Origin of the sequence: Psychroserpens jangbogonensis, from assembly GCF_000797465.1 — a bacterium.
GTDB classification, from domain to species: Bacteria; Bacteroidota; Bacteroidia; order Flavobacteriales; family Flavobacteriaceae; genus Psychroserpens; species Psychroserpens jangbogonensis.
Window position 1 is genome coordinate 45,641 of record NZ_JSWG01000008.1, and the last position, 18,210, is coordinate 63,850.

Below are 18,210 nucleotides of genomic sequence, written 5' to 3' on the forward strand. Positions count from 1 at the left end.
TTTATCAATTTCAAGAATTTGATTTTTGAAAATTGGAATTTGATTTTTTTTTATGATACATTTACATATTAGAATACTAGTCTTAAAATTTCTTTATGTCTGAAACTATTTTACAACTCAAAAACGCTTCTATTTATCAAGGTGATAACATGGTATTATCTGATGTAAATATTGAAATGAACAAAGGTGATTTTGTATACCTCATTGGAAAAACTGGAAGTGGCAAAAGTAGTTTTATGAAAACCCTTTATGGTGATTTAGAGCTTACAGAAGGTGAAGGTCATATTGTAGACTATGACTTAAGAACCCTTAAAGAAAGTGAGATTCCATTTTTAAGACGAAAATTGGGTATTGTATTTCAGGATTTTAAGTTATTACCTGATCGTACGATTAATAGTAACTTAGAATTTGTACTTAAAGCTACAGGTTGGAAAGACAAGACTAAAATTGCAGAACGTGTAGAAACCGTTCTTGATAAAGTGGCTATGAAAACCAAGGGATTTAAGTTTCCTCATGAATTATCTGGAGGAGAACAACAGCGTATCGCAATAGCAAGAGCTTTATTGAATGAACCAGAACTTATATTGGCCGATGAGCCTACTGGTAACCTCGACCCTCAAACTAGTATAGAGGTTATGGAAGTCTTAAGAGATATCAACAAAAACGGCAACACCATTTTAATGGCTACACATGATTATGCTTTGCTCTTAAAATATCCTAGTAAAACTTTGAAATGTGATGAAAATAAGGTGTTTGAAGTCGTACAACGTAAAAGTTAAAATCCTAACCAGCTAAAAAAACGTTTAAAGAAATTAGGATTCTCTTCTGAAATCTGAACAGTTCTTTGGTCTTCAAATTCAATTACAAATACTCCAAAATTAGATAAGGTCTTTTCTGCTGCTGTATTATGAATTGGTTTTTCAAATTCAGATAACTGCATTGGAAATGTTATTTTCAAATCTTCAGGTAATATTCCTGTTTTCAGAACTAAATTAGGGTTTTCAACATCATAAATGCTAAAATTTAATCCTGCTTTCAAATCTGGTTTAGAAAAATCTGCTATGATATCTTTACTATCTTCATTAAATAAAACCACTTTATACGTCAAAGCTTTATGTTGATATTTAGTAATACTAACAACCGATTTCATATCAAATTGTTTGATGCTTTTCCAAGTGCTTTCTTCATCCAAACCAAATTTAGATTGCCATCTCTCTAGGTTATAATCTTTGTCGCCTTTAATTCTGAAACTAGAATTCTTTTTAGTGTAATACACATTGTTTTTAAACTTCCAGTCAATAATATTTGCAAGTACTGAAGATTGCAAGTTGACATAACCTGAGTATATTCTATTGCCTTCAAATATTAATGATTTTGCATGTAGAATACGAAGCGCATTATTCCTGCCAATTATAATATTGTCTTTGATTATTATATTTTCAACTGGGGAATATTTAATAAAACCTAAAGTTAACGAAGCTCCATCACCATTAATCTCTGCATTTTTAATATCGGTATTATGATAGAAAATATTGGTTTGAACCTTTACGTTTTTAGCAATATTAATTCCGTTTTTATCTCCTGAAGCAATAATGAGATTGTCTTTAAACTCCTGAGCTGGATTACCATTATTGAAAATAACGTTGTTCTTAATCTCAAAATTTTTTACATAATCAATTTTAGCATTTGCATTTGCTGACCACACTTCAATGCCTTTATAATAATTATTGAATATGATGCAATTCCGAATGACTCTCGTTTTGTTACTAATATTTTGAGTATATAAACCTTCACCTAAACCTCTACCATCTTTAGAAATGTATCCATTATTATAAATAACACAGCCATCAAATAGGGTACCTCCAGTTTGCTTCCATGAACCTACACCAAGTCCTGGATTATTATAAACTTTAAGGTTAAGAAATTGACAGTCTTGACCAGATGAATGTTCAAGGCCTGTAACGACTTTAAAATTTTCATCTTTGCCATGTCTTGAAAATTCTCCTAAAAAGGTGATTTCAATGTTTTTATAAATGACTTGTTTTCCTTTAACTTCAAGGACATGTCTATTGGGAGAGTTTACATTTCCATTTAAAATAACCTTGTCATTTTTAAAAGCTGAAACAGTGATAAACTTATTTGCTTCAAGACTTTGAAGTGTACTCACAAATCTGCCCTTATAGATGCCTTGATGCAACCAAATTGTATCTTCAGAATTTACTATATCAGACTTTTGACTAAGTGCAGTTTGTAAATCCCAAGGATTATTAATAGCACCAGTTCCATTCTGAGTCCCTGGAGTTTCGCTATGATCTTTTGGAAACACATGAAATTCTTGTTGAGCATAACTAATTAGGCTCAGACCTATACCAAATATGATTGTTAAAACTTGTTTCATGTACTTATGTTGACAATATCTATACCAAATGTATGAATACAATAAACTATAGAGTTTATTTTTAATCTAAATTATTGTTTTAGCTTTGAATAAATTTAAAACAAAATATGAGTTTTTTATTAAAGCGATTATCTCAAAAAAACAGTTGGAATAAAGTGTTTAAACAACGACTTACAGAACCATTTCATCTAAATGTGATAGCGCTATTTGTTTTTATTTTTGGTTCTTTCCGCAAAAAAGTGGCCTATGATTTAGTCATTCGTCCACAACATGCCTTCGGACTTTTAAATGCAGCTGATCAAGCTAAATTAAGAGGTTTCAATGAGATTACTATTATTGAGTTTGGTGTAGCAAATGGAGCTGGATTAATGAATTTAATCGCCATAGCCAATAAAGTAACAAAAGAGACTGGTGTTAAAATTCATATTTATGGATTTGATACAGGTGAAGGTATGCCAGAACCAATTGATTATAGAGATCATCCTGAATATTATAATACTGGAGATTTCCCGATGAATAAAGATTTACTGGAAGAAAAAATAAAAGGTAAAGCAACGATTATTTATGGTCCAATTAAAGAGAAAGTATCTCACTTCATAACAAACATTTCTAAAAATGCACCTATTGGCTTTGTATCTATTGATGTAGATTACTACAGTTCAACTAAAGAAGTGCTTGAGTTACTTAAAGCTGAAGCCACCTGCTTCCTACCATTGACTTATGTTTATCTAGACGATATTTTCATGTCGCATCACAATGAAAAATGTGGTGAGATGCTTGCCGTTTCTGAATTTAATGAAGAACAACCAAGACGTCAGTTAAGTTATCACAGGTTTTTTGAAAACCAACGTATTTTTAAAAATGCAAATTGGGTAAAGCAACTCTATTATTTTCATGTCTTAGATCATCCGTATAGATCAGATTTGAAGAGAGACAGGAAAGCTTATGTTTTAGATAATCCTTATTTAAAGTTTGAAGGAAATAAAAAACAATTCGATTAATCCTTCTTTTTATAAAAGTGCGGATTTTTACGAATTCCTTTTTTAAATACTTTTCGAATTAGCATTCTGAGATTTGCATCTAAATCTAAAATAATGTTAGTGAATGTATCTTCAGGACGTCCTCTAAATTTAGTCACGTGAAACTTATCGGTTTCATTTAAAGGTTCATCGCTAAAATAGTAATTTGAGATACAGCATCTACTTCTATCTACCATGACTTGATTTACAGAATGCCAAGATTTATCGTGTGTAGCCATTACTGCCAACCTATTAAACTTACTTTCTACAACAACTGATTCCTTTTTGGGACCATTTGGCCAAAGCTCAAGGTGACCTCCATTTTCAGTTTTCCAATTTGGTGTCACATAATACAATAAATTTAAAACTCGCCAGCGTTCACGTTCAGCATCATGTGAATTGTCTAGATGCGGATTAAGAAAATTATTGTGAGCCATTTGTGAAATACCTCCAGCATACAAAGATTCATCAGCATAAAGTGAGTCAACGCCACATATTTCACCAATTAAGTTTACAATTTTTGAATCTTGAAAAGCGTAAAGTACATGCTCTAAAAGCTCATTATGTTTATCCATTTGTGCAGAAACATACTTGTACTCTCTTATACTTTTTAAACCTCGCATTTCAGAAATATCTGGAAAGACTTCAAAACATTGTTTAGCTAGACTTTCAGGAAGTAAATCATCTATATAAAAAAAACCGATTTGAGATTTAGAAGCATCATAATTCGCTTTTAGCTCGTCTTGTTTCTCTTTAATCTTTTGGTAAATGAGTTCAGAAATGTCTTTAGATTTAGAACTATCCATGTCTGTCTTTTTTGAGTACTGCAATTTAACGCTTTTAATTCTTATTTTAGCAGTCATGATTTCTGTATTAATTCCAGTATACAATTCTAATATCGTCACACTTGTGACTCATGTTCATACGCAATTACAATTGTGTAACGTGCCATTTGAAATTATATGCTTGGATGATGCCTCTACTTCAGAGGTGACTAATGAAAATGATAACATTTCAAACTTAGACTTCACTAGTTATATAAAAAGCAAAGAAAATCTTGGAAGAACAAATGCTAGGCAATACCTAGCAAAAAAAGCAACTTATGACTGGCTATTTTTTTTGGATGCAGATGTAATTCCGAAGTTGGACACTTTTATTAGTAATTATCTCATATTTATTGATTCAGATTATGAGGCAATTTATGGAGGATTTGCATATCATGAAAACATTCCAGATTCAGACTATATGCTGCGATGGAAGTACGGAAAAACACATGAACAAATTAGTGCCATCCAAAGAAACAAAAGGCCATACAAGGTTATTATTTCTGCGAATTTCATGATTAAAAAACCTGTCTTCATAGACATCAACTCTCAAATAGAGCAAAAAGGATATGGTTTTGATAATTTTTTTGCCGCTTTACTCAAGATGAAAAAAATCAAAGTCTTTCATATAGACAACGAAGTTTATCATTTAGGAATTGAAACCAGTGCTATATATTTAAATAAAAAAGAAAAGGCTGCTGAAACTTTATTATCATTACATAAAGCAAACAAAATTGGAAGTCATCAAAATGACTTATTGCTTTTATTTATTAAACTGAAACGATATAGATTACATTATATATTCTCCTTAGTTTACAAAACATTTAAAAAGACGTTAAAGCAAAATTTATTAAGCAGTCGTCCTTCAATGAAGGTCTTACAATTATATAGAATTTGTTATATGTGTTATAAAGATTTAAACTATTAATGAAACCCTATTTTTCCATAATCATTCCTTTATATAATAAGGAAAAGCATATTAAAGACACACTTAATAGTGTCTGGTCTCAAAGCTTTGTAGATTTTGAGGTGATTGTTGTTAATGATGGTTCGACAGATGATAGTTTAGAAAATCTAAAAACCATAACTGATAACCGTTTAAATGTATTTAGCACTAAAAACCAAGGGGTTTCTAAAGCAAGAAACTATGGTATTTCAAGAGCAAGTTCTGATTTAATCGTGTTTTTAGACGCTGATGATATTTGGCTGGAACACCACTTACAAGATCTTAAAGATTTGCATGAACAATTTCCAGGTTGTGGCATGTATTGTAAGTCTTATGACAAAAAAGATGGTTCTACTTTAATTGCTTCAAAGTTTAAAAATATTACAACTGACTCACCATGGAAAGGCATTGTTGAAAATTATTTTTATTCAAGTCAAATAAGTAGTATTGCTTGGACTTCAGCTGTAATGATTCCGAGATCTACTTTTGAAACCATTGGCAGCTTTAATACTGCATATAACTCAGGAGAAGATACTGATTTATGGATTAGAATTGCATTAGAATATCCTGTAGCGTTTAGCAATACAGTAAGTGCGATTCATAACTTAAGCTCAGACCATAAAATTACAGATTTAAAGCTCTCTGCTAGAAGTCATATAGATTTTAATGAATTTCAAGGTCAGGAAAAACAGAATGAAAGTTTAAAAAAATATTTAGATCTAAATCGTTATTCAGTCGCTATTCAATATAAATTAGAAGATAATTCATCAGTAGCCAAAAACATATTCAGCCATATTAAAAGTGACAACCTAACTTCTCTACAAAAAATTTTATTTAGCCTCCCAAATTCTGTAATTAGACAGGGATTGAAATCAAGAAATTTCCTTAGACGATTAAATCTTGATTTAAGATTGTTTAGATGATACAAACATATCGTAATCTCTAATATATTCACTTTCGTTATACTCTGTTGAAGCGAGAACTAAACAGACAGCTCCAGAAGAAAAATTTTCAATTTCACGCCAAACACCAGTAGGAATATAAAGTCCGATATGAGGCTTATTAAGCATAATTCGTTCACTTTTTTTTCCATCATTAACGATAACTTCAAAACTACCACTCAATGCTAATATTAAAGATTGTTGTTCTTTATGTGCATGACCTCCACGATACGCATCACTAGGCACATCAAAAAGATAATACACACGTTTAATTTCAAAAGGGATACAATCACCTTCAATTACAGCTAGACTTCCTCTCACATCGTGAGCCTTAGGTATGTGAATTAATTTAACACCCATTTTATCTTAAATCTTATCTATTAAATCATTTCGTTTTAAACGCTTGTATTCTTTTATACCCTTAAATCCGGTAATAATTTTAGGAACTATTTCTCTAAATGATATATAGCTATGCCTAATCAAAAAGAACACATACTTGAACACCCAAATATAACTCAAATTACCATAAAATCTGCAATTAAGAGCTGCTCGAGCAAAAATTGCATTATCACTTCCCATATGTCGTCCTGAACTTTCATTAGGATGCATTACTATGATTTGAGATATATGAATCATTGATAAATTCTTATCAAACGCGCTTCGTAAAAACACATACTCAGTCTCACCTTTAAATATAGAACCCACTCCAAAATAATGATTAAAATAAATAGCATTCTCTCGAAAGGCTTTTCTATTGAATGTAATTACCCAAGTATAAATCTTTTTAAGTGACTTTTTATTATGAACACCTTCTGGGTAATAATTCGTGTAAAGTTTCCCTAATTCATTAACAGCCTCGAATGAAATCATCGCTGCATTTGGATGATTTTCATAAGCCTCAATAATACTATTTTTTAAATTAAGTTTATAGACGATATCATCATCAGACATTAAGCAAATGTCTTTTGAGGCATTCTGTATAGCAAGGTTTCGACTAGCTGGAGATCCTCTTTTAAAAGAATTGAAGACTTTAATATTCGGAATATCAGACACTAACAACTTATCTTCTGTTGTTTGATTAACAATAATTAAGTCGAAATCATCAATATTGTTATGAATAAACATAGGTTGCAAGAAAGCTAAATCCTGCTTAAACATAGTAGATATTAAAATTTCAATACGTAATGACATTATAGAATAAGTGGCTATTTGATATGAATTCTTATTTTTGTTAAAAGTAATATTTTTATGCGAGTATTATTAATTGGAGAGTATAGTGGACATCACAATGCAGTGAAAGAAGGTCTTGAGAAATTGGGACATGAAGTTTTACTGGTTGGTAATGGTGATGGGTTTAAAAACTATCCTGTTGACATTAATATTAGTCATTCGTTTCACAATAAAATTTTAAAGAAATTTAAAGTTGGTTTTTTTAAACTAACATCAATAGATTTAGGCTCTTTAGAAGTATATCTTAAAGCCATATCTCACCTCAAAAAGTTCAAAGGGTTTGATGTTGTAGAGTTGATGAATGAATCGGCATTAAGTATAGCTCCTAAATATCAAATACGATTTTTAAAAAAAATTCTTAAGTATAATAAAAAGTTAGTTTTAATTTCAAGTGGAATAGATCATCAATGTATGTCTTACATGATGGAAGGAAAATTCAGATATAGTATAATGAGCCCTTATTTAGAGGACCAATCCTTATATGAAACGTATCAATTTCAATTACAATACTTGAATGAGGAATTTACTAATCTTCATAATTTCATTTACAAACAGTGTTATGGTGTGATTGCATCAGACATGGATTATCACATTCCGTTAGTAGGACATGAAAAGTATTTAGGTTTGGCTCCAAATCCAATAAACACAGATAGAATAGAATACATTCCTATTAAAATAGATGAAAAGATAAAAATATTTCATGGTGTAAACACGTCTGCAATGCATAAAAAAGGGAATCATTTTTTTATTGAAGCTCTAAAAATTATCGAAGAAAAATATGCAGATAAAGTAGAGATAAAAACAACTTACAGTATTCCTTATGATGAGTACATAACTCTTTATGAAGACTGTCACATTTTACTAGATCAAGTGTATGCATTCGACCAAGGATTTAATGCATTAGAGGCCATGGCTAAAGGTAAAGTTGTTTTTACAGGTGCAGAACAAGAATGGCTAGACTATTATAACTTGAAAGAAGATACTGTTGCAATTAACACATTACCTGATGCAAAAAAAATTGCTGAAAAATTAGAGTGGTTAATCCTTAATCCAGATCAAATTCATACCATCTCTAAAAATGCCAGAGCGTTTGTTGAGAAAGAACATCACTATTTAAAAGCTACAAAAAACTATATTGAAAAGTGGAATGTAACTAAGCCCTAGGGAATCTCAATTCTAAAGAAATACGAGTTATATCTTCATTTTGATTTACTGCAGCACCGTGAATTAGGTATGGTGAAAAAATAAGGGCTTGCCCATAATTAATTTTCGGTCTCATCATCTTTATCACACCTTCACTTGTTTCTAAAATACAAGGCACATAATATATGTTACCATTAATTTTAGCGCCTTTACTTTCAGTTCTTAAAATTTGGTTTTCAGGAATTAAATGACTTCCTGGAAGTACTGGCAACGATGCTTTATCATTACAACCTTCAATTGGAATCCAGACGTTTATTATATCCTTCCAATAACTCAAATAGCCATCACGATGTGGTGGGTTAATATCTAATGAATTCGGTCTACTTATTCGTATTTGAATATGAGATTTTTTCAATTCTTCCACCCAAGAGGTCAGTTTATATCCCAAAATATTACCGAATTTTTCTACTAAGGAGTCAATATCAAAATCAAAATCGGAATTTTCAAGATTACGAGTCACATCAATTACCTTATTGTGAAGTGCATCAGAATTAATAACTTCATGATATTTATCTAAAGTAAATGTGTTTTCATCAAATTCAATATTATTTAATTTAAACGCATTAATAATATTTTTTTTAATTGATGTTTTAAGATTTAAAAACTGATTTTCTTGAAAGGCTTCTACAATGTCATAACCTACTTCTTTCCATGACATTTTTGAAATAACATTATCCTGCTCCTTAAAAAGCAGTTTATTTTCGCCCCAAAAAAACTCACCTTCAACATTAAATTTAAAAGGTTGATGGTCTATAATTAATTCACACGCTTTTTTGGTCATTTTAGTTACCTTTAAATGAATTTTCAGTCAAATTTAATAAAATAAAGAGTGCTAATTTTCATAACTTGGAACAATAAAATAAAAATAATATAGATTTAAATCTTAAAACCAATAAACCATTATTATCTTGTGTTTCATATTTAATTTGAAATGAGTATTCAAATACCAAATACATCAAATTTTCCTAATCTATTTATTCCTGGAGCTGCAAAGTCTGGCACAAGTACGTTGCACGATTTATTGAACCAGCATCCTAAAATATGTATGTCTTCTTTAAAAGAACCATACTATTTAATTAATGATAATTTCGAAGATAGAAAGGAAGTATACAATACAAAATATGAAACTCTTTTTAAGAATAAACCAAAAGCATTGTTTAAAGGTGATTCAAGTACCGCATATATGCTTTTTCCAAATTTTATTGAACGAGTAAAGGCTAATGTTACCAAAGATGTGAAGTTTATTTTCATTTTAAGAAACCCAATAGATAGGATTTATTCGCATTATTGGTATTTAAAAGGCCTTGGAAGCGAATCTTTAGGTTTTAGGGAGGCTATAGAAAAAGACAAGCATATTGAACCTAATATGTCAAATAAATTACCAGAAGGAAAATTTAAAAACTACTATCAATATGGTTTATATGGAAAATGGTTAGAGAAATTCTATAGTAATTTTAGTGATAATCAAATTAAGGTTATTTTGTTTGAAGATTTAAAAGAAAACCCATTAGAAATTACTAATGGGTGTTTTTCGTTTCTAGAATTGCAACCTATTGACCATTTAAATGAAATCAAGTCCAATTCAACAGTGATTTTGAAATATCCTAAACTCCATAAATCCATTTTACGTTTTACCCAAGGAAGCATAAAATCAATGAAACCAATATATAGATTGGTTCCTAGAGCTTTAAAGACATTTATTAAAAAGCGTACTTCAAATTTTATAATAAAAGTAACTAAAACATCAAAAACATATCCTGAATTATCTTTATCAGACAGAAAATGGGTTCAAAGTTTATATGAAGATGATTTTGAACTTTTAAAAAAAACAACAAGTCATAAGTTTAAACCCTGGAAAGACTTTAACTAATCATGAGTTTACTAAAAACAACATTCTTTTCAGGCATAAGCACAGGAGTTTCACTTATCTGTAGGCTGATAACCAATAAAATTATTGCAGTATATCTAGGCACCAACGGAATGTTTTTACTAGGTCAGCTTAAAGACTTCATTAATATTGGAAAAATAGCAGGAAGCTTAGGATCTGGTAATGGTATTATTAAATATGTAGCATCCTATAAAGATGATCAAGAAAAGATGAAATCCTTTTTATCTACTAGCCTTAAACTTCATATTTATTTTTCGCTTTTAGTTTGCTTCCTCACTTTTATTTTTAAGGATCAATTATCAAATTATTTGTTTAACGATCATAAGTTCTCAAATGCTATTGCGCTTTTATCATTTTCATTTATAACCGTTTCCATACACAGTTTTTTTATGGCTGTTTTTAATGGTCTCAAAAAAATCAAAACGTATATTACAATTAGTATTATATCCACGATTATTGCTTCAGCATTAGTTGTCGTTCTTGTTTTAAAATTTAAACTCTTAGGTGCCTTTTATGCCCTAATATTGAGCCAATTTCTAGGGTTTATAATTTCTATACTTTTTATTAGGAAGCTCAATCTCATATCTTTAGAAAACTTCTCCTTTAGAATAAATAAAACACATTTTAAAAACTTAACTAAGTTTTCATACATGGCAATTGCAGCTCCCGTTTGTATGATTAGCGCTACTCTATTTATTCGTTTCTTTTTAAATGATAATTTAGGTTCAGAATATGCAGGATCATGGGAAGGTATGTGGCGAATTTCGGCAATATACATTATGTTTCTAACGACAACATTTAAGTTCTATTTATTGCCTACTTTTTCTGAAATCTCAGGTAACCAATTGAAAAAAGAAGTGTTTAAGGTTTGGACATTAAGTATTCCAACAATTATTATCATTACGCTAACTGTCTACTTTTTAAAAGATTTTATAATTCCGTTACTGTTTAGTAAAGAATTTATTCTAATAAATACAATCCTATTGTTTCACCTTTTAGGTGATGCTATAAAAATTAATTCTTGGGTTCTTGGGAATATATTAATAGCAAAAGCTAATACTAAAGTGTTTATAATCTTTCAAATTGGTTGGGCTGTTATTTTTTGTACACTATCCATAATCCTCATAAAGACTAATGGATTTGTGGGCGTTTCTATAGCTTACTTTCTAACCTATGTTTTGCACTTTATTGCTATGAATATATACTTTAGAAAACTTCTCTGGTTAAAAGATTAATCTGAAAAACTATTTATTGCTGTTCTTCTGTTATCACTCCAAATAGGGAATTACTGAATACAAGTAGCACAATTAAAAAATGCATTAAATAACTAAAAAAGTGTCCCATAACTGCTCCTTCTACACCATAGAGATCAATTAAATACACACTCGTTAAGTAAAGCATAATTACTAAGAAAATTTCAATAATTATAAATTGAGTAAACATCTTTTTTGCCAAGAATTGGTACGCGATTACAATTGATAGTACTTTTACAAAATCTCCTAATAATTGCCACAAAAATAAATTTTCAACAGGTTGAAATTCTTCTGAGAACACTAGGTTTACGACAAATGGTCTTAAGAAATAGATCGCTATTAATCCTAAACCGAATATTGGCATTACAGATTTATAGAATCCAAAAACTTCTTTTCTAAATTCCTTTTTACTATCAATTTCACTAAATCTAGGTATGATATAAAGCGTCATTATTGACGTAACGAACATCAAATAATAATCTGAAATTCGATTCATGGCTTCCCAGTATCCAGCTTGCTTGATTCCTAGTTCTTCAATTAAAAAATTACGAATCATTATTGAAGTAAACGGTAATGCAATAGCAGTAACCAAAGCCATTGTTGCATATGGCGCGAACGTTTTCAATACACTCAGACTCATATGTGATATCTTAATTTGAGGCATTAAATTTCTCCGATTGATAATACCGACAAGTGTAATTAAAAACAATAATGAAGGAGCAATCACTGCAGCAATTAATGCACCATCAATATGTTCGATATAGATAAGATATAAGGTGACACTCAGTCCGAGAATCTGACCAATAATATTAATTATCAATAACATTTTAAAATTTGAAAACCCGTTCATTATTCCGAAACAGAACATATTCAAAGAATAAAATGGAAGTGCCAATGCTAATACCTGAATCACATAGCCATAGTTATAATTTGAAGAAAATAGAAAGTCATTTATAAACTCCGCATTATAATAACACAAAAAAGACATTAAAATGGTTGAAAAGAACCCTAAGTAATAGGTCGTAGAAATCGTTTTACTTAACTCTAAAGCATCATCTTTACATTTAGCTACAGTTTTAACAAAGCCGTTGTAAAAGCCTAGAATAGCAAACGATTGTATGGCACTTAAAAAGTTTCTTAAATTACCAATAAGCGCCATCCCTTCTACTCCAATAAAAATAGCGATTGCCTTAGAAGTTAAAATTCCAGCAATTATTTTGGTAGCAATAGTAGCCGAATTAAGATGTGCAACCTTAAACAGCACATTGGTATTAATGTACTTAATAAGCTTTTTCAATTAATAACGATTTAGGGCATTAATAACAGTTTGAACCTCTTCATTTGTCATTACAGGACTTATTGGTATACTTACCACAGTCTCATGAATAGATTCTGTTACAGACAAATATAGTGTTTTATAAGTCGAGAAGGCCTCTTGCTTATGAGGCGGAACAGGGTAATGAATAAGATAACCTATTTGATTACGCTCTAAATATGTTGTAAAATCTAACCTATCTTTTACACGAACTACAAACACATGAAACACATGGTTTTCAGAGTTGTTGTATTCGGGAAGTTCTATTTTATTATTCTGAATTTTCTCCAGATAGATTTTTGCAATATCACGTCGTCTATTATTGTCTTCATCGAGATGCTTAAGCTTTATGTTCAAAAAAACGGCCTGTAATTCATCTAAACGACTATTAATACCTAACGATTCATTTATATATTTTTTTGAGCTGCCATAATTACGTAACAGGCTTATCTTATGTGCTAATTCTGTATCATTAGTAGTTACAGCTCCTGCATCACCTAATGCTCCAAGGTTTTTAGTAGGATAAAAACTAAATCCAGCTGCATCAGCCAAATTTCCCGCTTTTTTTCCTTCATTATCCAAAACAGCTCCATGTGCTTGAGCAGCATCTTCAACGACTAGTAGGTTATGGTTTTTTGCAATTACATTTATGCTTTTCATATCTGCTAATTGACCATAAAGATGAACTACAAGAATCCCTTTTACTTTCGGACTAATGTGCTTTTCAATTTCAGAAGGTGATATATTAAAACTAGCTTCATCAGGCTCCACAAACACAGGTTTTAAACCAGAATTAATAACTGACAAAATACTTGCTATATACGTGTTAGCAGGCACAAGAATTTCATCATTTGGTTGCAACTTTCCAAGTTCTATATAGGCTTTGAAGATTAATGTTAGTGCATCTAATCCATTGGCTACTCCAACACAATGTTTTGTACTACAGTACTTAGAAAAATTGGTTTCAAAGGTTTTAACCTCGTTTCCAAGAATATAATATCCTGAATCTAAAAAGGACTTGAACTTTGACGAATATTCGTCTTCAAATCTAGCGTTGACTTTATGTACATCTAAAAAAGGAATCATAACCAAATGTCATTTAAACGATTATAGTTTTTAGTACTCATTTTATAAAAATCATGGCTTATAGCTCTAGCTCCAAAACTTTCCTTCCATTTTAATAACCCACGATTAACTTGCTGTCCTTGATTTTCGTTAGAAATACCAAAACTAAAATAGCGTTTGTGTTTAAATTCAGTATGAATCAATTGATCAAAAATGGCATCCAATCCTGCTAAATCCTTTTTTGAATCTAGAGTTGATATATATTGTGCATGCACAACTTGATCAGTCTCAAAAACAGTAACTCCAGCAATAATCACATCATCATGATACGCATTAAACTGTCTAATGTGTTTTGGGAATTTGGTCTTTAAGCTATTTATATCTTCAACATTGTGTGTTGGTAATGCTTCATGTCGTTCTTTTAAATTCGGAATAAGAATCATATTAAAAAACGCTTCACAATCTTCTACTTCTTTTACTACAACCTGATTTGATATTGCTTTCTTTAAGTTTCGTTTTCGATTTGAAGAGGTGATTTTCAATGGTTCCCTAAAATCTATTACTGTAGAAATGTCTTTTCTAATAATTTGTGCATCTGTTTTAAATAACAAAAAATCCATTTCATCACTAGGCAACATATGATATATCTTAGGTAGCAATTTCAACTCGAGGTTATCAAAATTGTTTTCATTTAAATATTTCAAAAGAATTTTAAATGCTTCTAAAACATCTTCAAATTTACAGTCTTTCTTAAGTAGTAAACCTCCATAACTTAAACCTTGATGAGAGTATACATGACTGCCTTTGCTATTTGCCGGAAGCAATGCAAAAAGATCGTTGCCTTTATACAACATTAAAGAAAAGTCATTGAATCTATCACTATGATAGTCCATGAAGTCTCTTTGAAATAAAAATGTAGCATTTTTAGAGGTTGCCACGAATTCATCCCAATGATCTTTAAATTCTGAATGATATGGTTTGACTGTAATAATAAACTGATATTTAATAATGATTGAAAATACTAATTTAAGATGGTTTTAAAAACTACATTTCCATTCTGATCTATTAATTCATATACATCAAAAGGTGCGTCTTTTTTTATAATACCATAACTTGAGTTATTTTCTAAAGCATTTAAATAACTTTTGTCATCACTAAGATATGAAAATAAAACCCTAAACAAATTGACATTAGATTTTAAATCTTTATCAACTTGAATATTACCATCAGGCCATTTTATGGCTAAGGCGCTTGAAAACATAGAATGCACTAAATCTTTATCAGATTGCTTTGTTTTTGATTGCTTCATATAATCAAATCCAACATATCCTCCATGATCAGCCATTATAATAATTATACCATTTGAGTCTTTATTTACGATATAATTTACTAGATCTTTAATCCAAACATTTGCTTCCTTTATACGTTTTTGATATAATCTTTTTTCTTCTTCTTTTCCTTTAGATGACATATTATCGACGCTAATATGACCTGGTAGATATCTTTCAATAAAAAAGAAATTATTGCCTTTATTAGAACTGTTTTCTAAAGCAATTTTAAAATCATGAGTAACATCTTTTTCGAAATCAAAACCTTTTGAAAAATAAGGAATCTCATTTAAATCAATGTTGCAATAATCAAATTTTAAATTAGGTCTATTAACTAAAAAATAAGGTGAATCTACAATTAAGTGAGTTTTGTAATCATTATTTTTAAATATTGAATGTACAGGATTATTACCTGCAATCATATGTCTTGCTTTTCTCAACTCACCTCCTATATTTTTTGAAAAATTATAATAATGATGCTTCATCATAAAAACAGACGCATTTGAATGCAATGTTGTAGTATAATTGCTTCTGTGATTCGAATACAATTTAAAATTTGAATCCAACAAAAAACTTTCAAAATCAGTGTTTTCAATTTCATATAAATCATTCCCTAATTCTGAAAAATTAGCATAACCATCTGGCTGAATGAAATACACATTAGGGCTTTTTTTAAATACTACTTTTTCTATGTCATCTGGAAGTTGTTTCCATTCATTATTATAGGTTATTACATTATATACATCTGTGAACAATTGAAAAACAACAATTGACGCCATCAACAATTGAACTACAATTATTTTTTTATAAAATTTATAAAATTTGATAGTTAAGACTATAGACACTACAATTGAAATAATTAAGTACATATAATTTACTCCAAAAACACTAATAATTATGAGAACAAAAAAACTACAGAAATTAACAAATGGTATTACATACTTCTTAAACCTAATAAATGTTGAACTATTAGAAGTAATTAGTAAAAATAAGATCCCTAAGACTACTGGTATAACAATAAAAATACCAATAAATTCAAGTACTCTTTTTAGAGTTTCTATATAAGTAAAATTCAAGTTACAATAATGTAATAAAGGATAAAGACCCGAAGACACTCCTGCAATAATTGGTATTTGTTTCTTAGAATTAACAAATGCTGAAATTATATGCCTTAATTTATTTATCATTTTTAACTTTTAAAAAAAACATCACACGATGAGAACCCTCAATTGGTCTTTTTTCAATAAGATCAAAGTGAGATAAATAACAATTTTCAAAATTTTCAATAGTATAAAAATCGAAATGGGCTTTAAATTCTCCTTTAGTATTCAGTAAACGTTGTACCCAAGAATCCTCACGTTTTGGAAACTCAATAATTAAATTCTGAGAAAACGATGCGAAAAAATGAGCAGACATCTCAAATGGGACATTACCAGATAAAGTCATGTGATGAATTACAGCCAATGCCGAAGTCACGTCAGGAGCATACTTTGCAATTCTTTCTATAAAGGATTGACGTTCTTTGTTTTCAAATCCTACAGCTGCTGAAGGATTAAGAACATCCAATACAAAAGGAAGCATATTACTTTCTTTGTTAGATTTAAGAGTTTTATGATTAAAGTCAACAGAATTATTATCGATATCACAAACTAATGCCAATTCAAAATCGTGATTTATTTGTCTTACAAAAGTGCCATCATTTCCTCCTACATCAATGATTGATTTGGCATTGAGACTAGTAACCCAATTATCAATTATCCTCGCTTTTTCTGTAAAAGCAGCATCTGTATAATTGGTTTTATCATAATAATTTCCCCATTCACTATGTTCTTTTAAAGACAACTTCTTTATATAATCATACAGGGAAGTTATGATATTAAGTTGCGCTTTTTTAGACAACTTAGACTCCTTTGCTTCACCCTTATAGTCTTCATTGTGTTTGTCTTCAAACTTAGCTAATAAGTGTATATTAGAATATAAAAAAGGATTCAACTTGGTCTTGAATGGCAACATTGACGATAGCATTTTTATTGGAATTCCATCAATGAAATTGCTCATCAATTTTAAAGATTGAGCACCATGGAAATGAGCTAAGACTAGAGGTCCTAAAAAATGGGTTATAAACTGTTTATAAGCTCTCCAAGGCGAATTGTCTTGATAAAAATCAAAAGACAAGGTGTCGACAAAAACGGCCTTTCCATTATGAAAAGCAACATTAAATGCCGTTGCATCTTTAAGAGAAAAATCGTTTTCTAAACAGTACTTCTGCAACTTTAAAGTAAGTAATGCTGCTTCTTTGTACTGATTAAAACTCCACTCATAAGGATAAGTTATAAAAGGAATTTGTTCAGGCTGAATTACAATTTCAGTATCAGAAGATGAAACTTCAGTATGCTTAATTAGTAAACCTGCTTTACTTAAGGTTTCAAATATATTAGCCTTTTTTAAAGCTTGATACTGTTTAAAATAAATAGGAAAGATACGACGCTTAACGATGCCTTCATCTATAAAAATATATCCTGAAGGATCACGAAAAGATGAAGAATGCCTAATGTTAGTCGTCACTTGATTTTTTGTTTTCTATATCGGAATCTTCAATATTAATATCATCAAACAATTCATCCTCTTGTGACTTAGTAGCACCAAAGAATAATTTGATCTTATACACTAGGTTCTTAGAAAACAAAAGCACTCCAGCTACTGCAGCAACAATAGCTTGAATTATCATTGCTCCCAACCCTGGATCAAAATATAGAAAATACATTGTTTATTTTTTTGTAAATATACACAAGAGATTTAA

General features: G+C 30.0%; 18 protein-coding genes. 7 read left to right on the top strand and 11 right to left on the bottom strand.

The window, feature by feature from the left end; translation table 11 throughout:
- The first annotated feature begins 95 nt into the window (after positions 1–95).
- Positions 96–779, top strand: a complete 684-nt coding sequence (locus RH81_RS05975) for a cell division ATP-binding protein FtsE (protein ID WP_033958997.1) — start codon at positions 96–98, stop codon at positions 777–779.
- On the opposite strand, the gene RH81_RS05980 is transcribed toward RH81_RS05975, so the two are convergent.
- Positions 776–2,398 carry a hypothetical protein gene (locus RH81_RS05980; protein ID WP_033958998.1) on the bottom strand — a complete coding sequence of 541 codons (1,623 nt, stop codon included), beginning with the start codon at positions 2,396–2,398 and terminating at the stop codon, positions 776–778. The two genes, RH81_RS05975 and RH81_RS05980, sit on opposite strands and share 4 nt — an antisense overlap.
- Positions 2,399–2,505: 107 nt before the next feature.
- On the opposite strand from RH81_RS05980, the gene RH81_RS05985 reads away from it, so the two are divergent.
- Positions 2,506–3,399 carry a hypothetical protein gene (locus RH81_RS05985; protein WP_033958999.1) on the top strand — a complete coding sequence of 298 codons (894 nt, stop codon included), beginning with the start codon at positions 2,506–2,508 and terminating at the stop codon, positions 3,397–3,399.
- On the opposite strand, the gene RH81_RS05990 is transcribed toward RH81_RS05985, so the two are convergent.
- On the bottom strand, positions 3,396–4,223 hold the full coding sequence (locus tag RH81_RS05990; RefSeq protein ID WP_033959000.1) for a 2OG-Fe(II) oxygenase: 828 nt from the start codon (positions 4,221–4,223) through the stop codon (positions 3,396–3,398). The genes RH81_RS05985 and RH81_RS05990 overlap by 4 nt on opposite strands.
- Between RH81_RS05990 and RH81_RS05995 the strand changes: the two genes are divergently transcribed.
- Together RH81_RS05995 and RH81_RS16395 are read left to right on the top strand one after the other, a co-directional pair.
- Positions 4,186–5,169, top strand: a complete 984-nt coding sequence (locus RH81_RS05995) for a glycosyltransferase family 2 protein (protein WP_052172437.1) — start codon at positions 4,186–4,188, stop codon at positions 5,167–5,169. The two genes, RH81_RS05990 and RH81_RS05995, sit on opposite strands and share 38 nt — an antisense overlap.
- Positions 5,169–6,110 carry a glycosyltransferase family 2 protein gene (locus tag RH81_RS16395; protein WP_052172438.1) on the top strand — a complete coding sequence of 314 codons (942 nt, stop codon included), beginning with the start codon at positions 5,169–5,171 and terminating at the stop codon, positions 6,108–6,110. The genes RH81_RS05995 and RH81_RS16395 overlap by 1 nt, the downstream gene beginning before the upstream one ends.
- Here RH81_RS16395 and RH81_RS06005 read toward each other — a convergent pair.
- Both RH81_RS06005 and RH81_RS06010 read right to left on the bottom strand, forming a co-directional pair.
- Entirely contained in the window at positions 6,093–6,488 is a 396-nt protein-coding gene (locus tag RH81_RS06005) for a sugar 3,4-ketoisomerase (protein ID WP_033959002.1), read from the bottom strand. The genes RH81_RS16395 and RH81_RS06005 overlap by 18 nt on opposite strands.
- A gap of 6 nt (positions 6,489–6,494) precedes the next feature.
- The gene (locus RH81_RS06010; protein ID WP_152604796.1) at positions 6,495–7,319 is read right to left on the bottom strand and encodes a glycosyltransferase family A protein; all 825 of its coding nucleotides are present in this window, start codon (positions 7,317–7,319) and stop codon (positions 6,495–6,497) included.
- A 57-nt stretch (positions 7,320–7,376) separates the two neighbouring features.
- On the opposite strand from RH81_RS06010, the gene RH81_RS06015 reads away from it, so the two are divergent.
- Positions 7,377–8,522 carry a glycosyltransferase family protein gene (locus RH81_RS06015; RefSeq protein WP_033959004.1) on the top strand — a complete coding sequence of 382 codons (1,146 nt, stop codon included), beginning with the start codon at positions 7,377–7,379 and terminating at the stop codon, positions 8,520–8,522.
- On the opposite strand, the gene RH81_RS06020 is transcribed toward RH81_RS06015, so the two are convergent.
- Entirely contained in the window at positions 8,512–9,342 is an 831-nt protein-coding gene (locus RH81_RS06020) for a phytanoyl-CoA dioxygenase family protein (RefSeq protein ID WP_033959005.1), read from the bottom strand. The two genes, RH81_RS06015 and RH81_RS06020, sit on opposite strands and share 11 nt — an antisense overlap.
- A gap of 150 nt (positions 9,343–9,492) precedes the next feature.
- Here RH81_RS06020 and RH81_RS06025 point away from each other — a divergent pair, with 150 nt between their 5' ends.
- On the top strand, positions 9,493–10,431 hold the full coding sequence (locus RH81_RS06025; protein ID WP_033959006.1) for a sulfotransferase family protein: 939 nt from the start codon (positions 9,493–9,495) through the stop codon (positions 10,429–10,431).
- 2 nt (positions 10,432–10,433) lie between these two features.
- The gene (locus RH81_RS06030; RefSeq protein ID WP_033959007.1) at positions 10,434–11,684 is read left to right on the top strand and encodes an O-antigen translocase; all 1,251 of its coding nucleotides are present in this window, start codon (positions 10,434–10,436) and stop codon (positions 11,682–11,684) included.
- Between the two features lie 13 nt (positions 11,685–11,697).
- On the opposite strand, the gene RH81_RS06035 is transcribed toward RH81_RS06030, so the two are convergent.
- From RH81_RS06035 to RH81_RS06060, 6 genes are all read right to left on the bottom strand, one after another.
- The gene (locus tag RH81_RS06035) at positions 11,698–12,999 is read right to left on the bottom strand and encodes an O-antigen translocase (protein WP_033959008.1); all 1,302 of its coding nucleotides are present in this window, start codon (positions 12,997–12,999) and stop codon (positions 11,698–11,700) included.
- Positions 13,000–14,103: a DegT/DnrJ/EryC1/StrS family aminotransferase gene (locus RH81_RS06040; RefSeq protein ID WP_033959009.1), complete on the bottom strand. Its 1,104-nt coding sequence runs from the start codon at positions 14,101–14,103 to the stop codon at positions 13,000–13,002.
- On the bottom strand, positions 14,100–14,975 hold the full coding sequence (locus tag RH81_RS06045) for a GNAT family N-acetyltransferase (RefSeq protein ID WP_241478963.1): 876 nt from the start codon (positions 14,973–14,975) through the stop codon (positions 14,100–14,102). Before RH81_RS06045 ends, RH81_RS06040 begins: the two co-directional genes overlap by 4 nt.
- A 128-nt stretch (positions 14,976–15,103) precedes the next feature.
- Positions 15,104–16,597: an alkaline phosphatase family protein gene (locus RH81_RS06050; protein ID WP_033959011.1), complete on the bottom strand. Its 1,494-nt coding sequence runs from the start codon at positions 16,595–16,597 to the stop codon at positions 15,104–15,106.
- Positions 16,587–17,975, bottom strand: coding sequence for a nodulation protein NoeA (locus tag RH81_RS06055; protein ID WP_033959014.1), 1,389 nt, complete (start codon positions 17,973–17,975; stop codon positions 16,587–16,589). The genes RH81_RS06050 and RH81_RS06055 overlap by 11 nt, the downstream gene beginning before the upstream one ends.
- Entirely contained in the window at positions 17,965–18,174 is a 210-nt protein-coding gene (locus tag RH81_RS06060; protein WP_033959015.1) for a hypothetical protein, read from the bottom strand. Before RH81_RS06060 ends, RH81_RS06055 begins: the two co-directional genes overlap by 11 nt.
- Between the last annotated feature and the right edge of the window lie 36 nt (positions 18,175–18,210).

Coding starts and splice junctions, on each gene's coding strand:
- RH81_RS05975 (WP_033958997.1), top strand. CDS start 96: ATGTCTGAAACTATTTTACAACTCAAAAACGCTTCTATTTATCAAGGT.
- RH81_RS05980 (WP_033958998.1), bottom strand. CDS start 2,398: ATGAAACAAGTTTTAACAATCATATTTGGTATAGGTCTGAGCCTAATT.
- RH81_RS05985 (WP_033958999.1), top strand. CDS start 2,506: ATGAGTTTTTTATTAAAGCGATTATCTCAAAAAAACAGTTGGAATAAA.
- RH81_RS05995 (WP_052172437.1), top strand. CDS start 4,186: ATGAGTTCAGAAATGTCTTTAGATTTAGAACTATCCATGTCTGTCTTT.
- RH81_RS05990 (WP_033959000.1), bottom strand. CDS start 4,223: ATGGATAGTTCTAAATCTAAAGACATTTCTGAACTCATTTACCAAAAG.
- RH81_RS16395 (WP_052172438.1), top strand. CDS start 5,169: ATGAAACCCTATTTTTCCATAATCATTCCTTTATATAATAAGGAAAAG.
- RH81_RS06005 (WP_033959002.1), bottom strand. CDS start 6,488: ATGGGTGTTAAATTAATTCACATACCTAAGGCTCACGATGTGAGAGGA.
- RH81_RS06010 (WP_152604796.1), bottom strand. CDS start 7,319: ATGTCATTACGTATTGAAATTTTAATATCTACTATGTTTAAGCAGGAT.
- RH81_RS06015 (WP_033959004.1), top strand. CDS start 7,377: ATGCGAGTATTATTAATTGGAGAGTATAGTGGACATCACAATGCAGTG.
- RH81_RS06020 (WP_033959005.1), bottom strand. CDS start 9,342: ATGACCAAAAAAGCGTGTGAATTAATTATAGACCATCAACCTTTTAAA.
- RH81_RS06025 (WP_033959006.1), top strand. CDS start 9,493: ATGAGTATTCAAATACCAAATACATCAAATTTTCCTAATCTATTTATT.
- RH81_RS06030 (WP_033959007.1), top strand. CDS start 10,434: ATGAGTTTACTAAAAACAACATTCTTTTCAGGCATAAGCACAGGAGTT.
- RH81_RS06040 (WP_033959009.1), bottom strand. CDS start 14,103: ATGATTCCTTTTTTAGATGTACATAAAGTCAACGCTAGATTTGAAGAC.
- RH81_RS06045 (WP_241478963.1), bottom strand. CDS start 14,975: ATGGACTATCATAGTGATAGATTCAATGACTTTTCTTTAATGTTGTAT.
- RH81_RS06050 (WP_033959011.1), bottom strand. CDS start 16,597: ATGATAAATAAATTAAGGCATATAATTTCAGCATTTGTTAATTCTAAG.
- RH81_RS06060 (WP_033959015.1), bottom strand. CDS start 18,174: ATGTATTTTCTATATTTTGATCCAGGGTTGGGAGCAATGATAATTCAA.